Source organism: Blastococcus sp. TBT05-19, from assembly GCF_003319095.1.
Classification (GTDB): domain Bacteria; phylum Actinomycetota; class Actinomycetes; order Mycobacteriales; family Geodermatophilaceae; genus Blastococcus.
This window is the reverse complement of sequence record NZ_QOHI01000010.1, coordinates 1-3,628: the sequence shown is the minus strand read 5'-3', so window position 1 is coordinate 3,628 and position 3,628 is coordinate 1. Positions and strand designations below refer to the sequence as shown.

At 70.0% G+C, this 3,628-nt stretch carries 3 protein-coding genes and 1 pseudogene; 3 read left to right on the top strand and 1 reads right to left on the bottom strand.

Annotated elements, in window-relative coordinates; translation table 11 throughout:
* Window positions 1-287 precede the first annotated feature (287 nt).
* On the top strand, window positions 288-956 hold the full coding sequence (locus DQ244_RS19050) for an ion channel (RefSeq protein WP_113813087.1): 669 nt from the start codon (window positions 288-290) through the stop codon (window positions 954-956).
* 74 nt (window positions 957-1,030) lie between these two features.
* On the opposite strand, the gene DQ244_RS19495 is transcribed toward DQ244_RS19050, so the two are convergent.
* Complete coding sequence (locus tag DQ244_RS19495) at window positions 1,031-1,648, bottom strand: hypothetical protein (protein WP_158544627.1); 618 nt, start codon at window positions 1,646-1,648, stop codon at window positions 1,031-1,033.
* Window positions 1,649-1,832: 184 nt separating this feature from the next.
* Between DQ244_RS19495 and nhaA the strand changes: the two are divergent.
* Both nhaA and DQ244_RS19490 read left to right on the top strand, forming a co-directional pair.
* Window positions 1,833-3,070: pseudogene (nhaA, locus tag DQ244_RS19035) on the top strand (Na+/H+ antiporter NhaA).
* Between the two features lie 201 nt (window positions 3,071-3,271).
* Window positions 3,272-3,505, top strand: coding sequence for a hypothetical protein (locus DQ244_RS19490; protein ID WP_158544625.1), 234 nt, complete (start codon window positions 3,272-3,274; stop codon window positions 3,503-3,505).
* Window positions 3,506-3,628: the final 123 nt, after the last annotated feature.

Genomic DNA, 3,628 nt, shown 5'->3' with positions numbered 1-3,628 from the left:
CCGGGCCACCCGCGGACAGGGGCGGAAGGCGTTCCAGGCACCGGTCACGCCCCCGTTCCGCGTCGCGACCGACGAGGAGATCGCCGCGCTCCAGCCGGTCTGGGGTCGTGCGTCGCAGCGGCAGGCGACGGCGGACACCGACCGAGGTCCGGACTCCGGCGAACGGCGGTGACCCGGGCCGGATCGCCGGGCGTCCGACCTCTCGTGGCGGCGGGGCACAGCAGCCGCCACCACCGGTGAGGCCCGTTCTCCGTGGAGGCGAAGACCTCGCTGGCTAGCCTCCGTCAATGCGAGTGATCCGCTTCGTCCGCGATACGCCGTGCGCGACGCTGCTGGGTGCACAGATCCTGGGAGTCCTCCTCTACCCGTTCCTGGAGGACAGCGTCGCCGGCGGGGCGCTGCTGGCGATCTTCGGCTTCCTGGTCCTGGGGCTGGTGGTGATCGCCGTCCGCGCGACCCCGATGCTGTCGTGGGTCGTGCTCCTGGTGGCGGCGCCGGCGACGGTGCTGCTCGTGGCGCAGGTCTTTGTGAGCAGCCCTGGGCTCAATGCCTGGAGCTCCGGGTTCGAGGCGGTGCTGTACTTCTACGCAGCCGCCAGCATGCTGGCCTACATGCTCGCCGACGAGGTGGTCACCACGGACGAGCTGTTCGCCATCGGCGCGGTCTTCACCCTGCTCGCCTGGGCGTTCGCGCACACCTTCGTCGTGGTGCAGGCCCTCGACCCCGGCAGCTTCATCGCCGCAGTGGCACCGAACGAGCCGCGGTCCTGGACGGAGCTGCTGTTCTTGTCCTTCTCGACGCTGTCCGGGACGGGGCTGTCGGACATCGTCCCGGTGAAGGATCACGCGAGGAGCGTGGTGATGCTCGAGCAGCTGGCCGGCCTCTTCTACATCGCGATGGTGGTTGCCAGGCTCGTCGGTCTTTCCGCGGGCCGGATCCGGCGCGGGCTGAAGTAGTCACGCCGCGCCGACAGGCCTTCAGCGGCAACCCGCGGCAGGGGCTCGGAAAGGTTGGTCTCTTCGTTTTGTGATCAAGGTCGCCAGACGGATCCGGCGCTAGCTAGGTGGTCGCTCGCCAGGCAGTGGCGATGCTGGTCGCTCCGGTGCGTCGGTGCGTCGGTGCGTCGGTGCGTCGGTGCGTCGGTGCGTCGGTGCGTCGGTGCGTCGGTGCGTCGGTGCGTCGGTGCGTCGGTGCGTCGGTGCGTCGGTGGAGGCTGATGTGCGGTGTTGCGCAGGGTGGCCAGGACCTGGGCGGCAAGCCGCGGTTCGGCATTGGCCGTGCTCTTCGGCAAGGTCACGCGGCGGACCCAGTGCAGCCGGTCATCGGCCCGCTCGACCATTCCCTTTGAGACGACGAGGATCCCATGGGGGTGAGCATCTGGCCGTTCGATGATGCGGGACCCGCGCCGCGATCTCTGCAATCCGGGCGTGTACGACATCATCGGTGACCCATTCCTGGTGATCGCCACCAACGCTTGCTTCAGGCGCTGTACTTCGTCCTCGGGGGCGCGCTCGGCAGGCGGGTGCACCTGGGCTACGGACTGGCCGCCATCCTGGGCTTCATCGGCGTCAACCTGGTTCTCCAATGTGCACACGGGGTATGGCCCGGGCACGCGGGAGATTCCCACCTTGCTGTCCCTTGCGGTCACGTGTTGGGGTCCCCGAGCACCAGACCGGGCACGTGGCGCATCCCGGCGGGATCCCGCGGTCCCTCGGCAAGGATGAGCGGGAGACCTCCCCGCGGAGTTCGGGCGGTTGAGATTCCGACCCCGGTCGCGGGAACCTCGCGGGGTTCTTGTCGTAAACGGGAACGGCAGGACGGGAGAAGGCTAGGTGGGCGTCGAAGGGGACGGCGGACGGTTCACGCGGATTCTCTCGCCGGTGCAGAGGTTCCTGCACGCTGAGGCTTCCGGCGGCCTGGTCCTCCTAGTGGCCACCGCGGCCGCCCTTATCTGGGCCAACAGCGCGGCGGGCGAGGGTTACGACTCCTTTTGGCACCGGGAGCTGACCATCGGCGCCGCGCCCTTCGCGATCACTGAGGACCTGCAGCACTGGGTCAACGACCTGCTCATGGCGCTGTTCTTCTTCGTCGTCGGCTTGGAGATCAAGCGCGAACTCGTTGTTGGGGAGTTGCGCGACCGGCGCGCGGCAGCCCTGCCCGCCGTGGCCGCGCTCGGCGGTGTGCTTCTCCCGGCTGCGCTGTTCCTCGCCGTGGTCGGCGGCGGGCCGGCGCGGGCGGGATGGGGCATCCCGATGGCGACCGCATCGCCTTCGCGGTCGGCATCATGGCGCTGCTGGGCGACCGCGTGCCGGCGAGCGCGAAGCTCTTCCTGCTGTCCGTCGCGATCGTCGACGACATCATCGCCATCACGGTCATCGCGGTGTTCTACTCCGACGACATCGCCCTGGGCTGGCTCGGCGCCGCCGCGCTCACTCTGGCATTGGTCACCGCAGCCTGGCGCGCCGGCCTGGCCCGGTGGTGGATCCAGGTCCCGCTCGCCGGTGTCGCCTGGGTCGCTGTCTTCAACTCGGGGGTGCACGCGACCATCGCGGGGGTTGCCCTCGGACTGCTGGTTCCGGCCCGGCCGGTCGACGGGCGGGAGGTCCTTGTCGCGGTCGAGCACCGGCTGCACCCGGTCACCGCCTACGTCATCGTCCCGCTGTTCGCCCTCGCCAACGCCGGGGTGGACCTCGGCGGCGGCGTGCTCGGAGAAGCGGTGGGCAGCCGTCTCGCGTGGGCGATCGTCGCCGGGCTCGTTGTCGGCAAGGTCCTCGGCATAGCCGGTGCGGCCCACCTAGCCGTGCGAGCCCGCTGGGGAACGCTTCCGGCACGCGCGGGGTTCCGGACGGTCTGGGGGGTTGCCGCTCTCGGCGGGATCGGATTCACCGTGTCGCTGTTCATCGCCGGACTCGCCTACGACGACGCTCTGTTGGTGAACCAGGCCAAGATCGGCATCCTCGCGGGATCGGCCGTCGCCGGTGCCCTCGGTGCCTTCATCCTGGTCGGCCGCGGAGGCCACGGTGGTAACCGGCAGCTCGACCGCCCCGGCGGGGCCCCGGAGAGCAGCTGAAACGCCGGCAGTGCCCGGATCGGCCGTTGTGGATCACTGCGAGGAGAAGGTCGGGCAAGGTCGGTCTGGAAGGCAATCGGATCATCCGGGCAGGATCCCGCCGACACAGGTGCCATCCGATCAGGGAGGGCCCGGCGGCACTCCGGTGGCCCCGCCACGGGTCGCTGGACCGGCTACGGCCCGGCGGGTCGGTTCGGCGGCTTGACCTGGCGTGAAGAGGCCGAGCAGTTCGTCGATCTCGTGGTCGGCGGTCGTGGGGTGGCGGAAGGGTTGGTGCGGCCGGAGGGCGTAGTGCGTGCGGCGGCCACGGCGGGCACGAACCAGGTATCCCTCGGCCTCGAGGTCGCGCAAGATCGACAGCGTGGCGCGTTCGGTGATGCGGACCCGCGCCGCAATCTCCGCAACCCGGGCGTCGGGGTCGGCGGCGACGGCTAGGGCGTGTCTCCTAAGTTGAGCGTGGTGGGGCTGATTTGCTGCGGATATGTCTCGCGATCGAGTGCTGACCGACGCTCAGTGGGAGCGGATTGAGGCGTTGATGCCGTCCTCGGACGGCGTGAG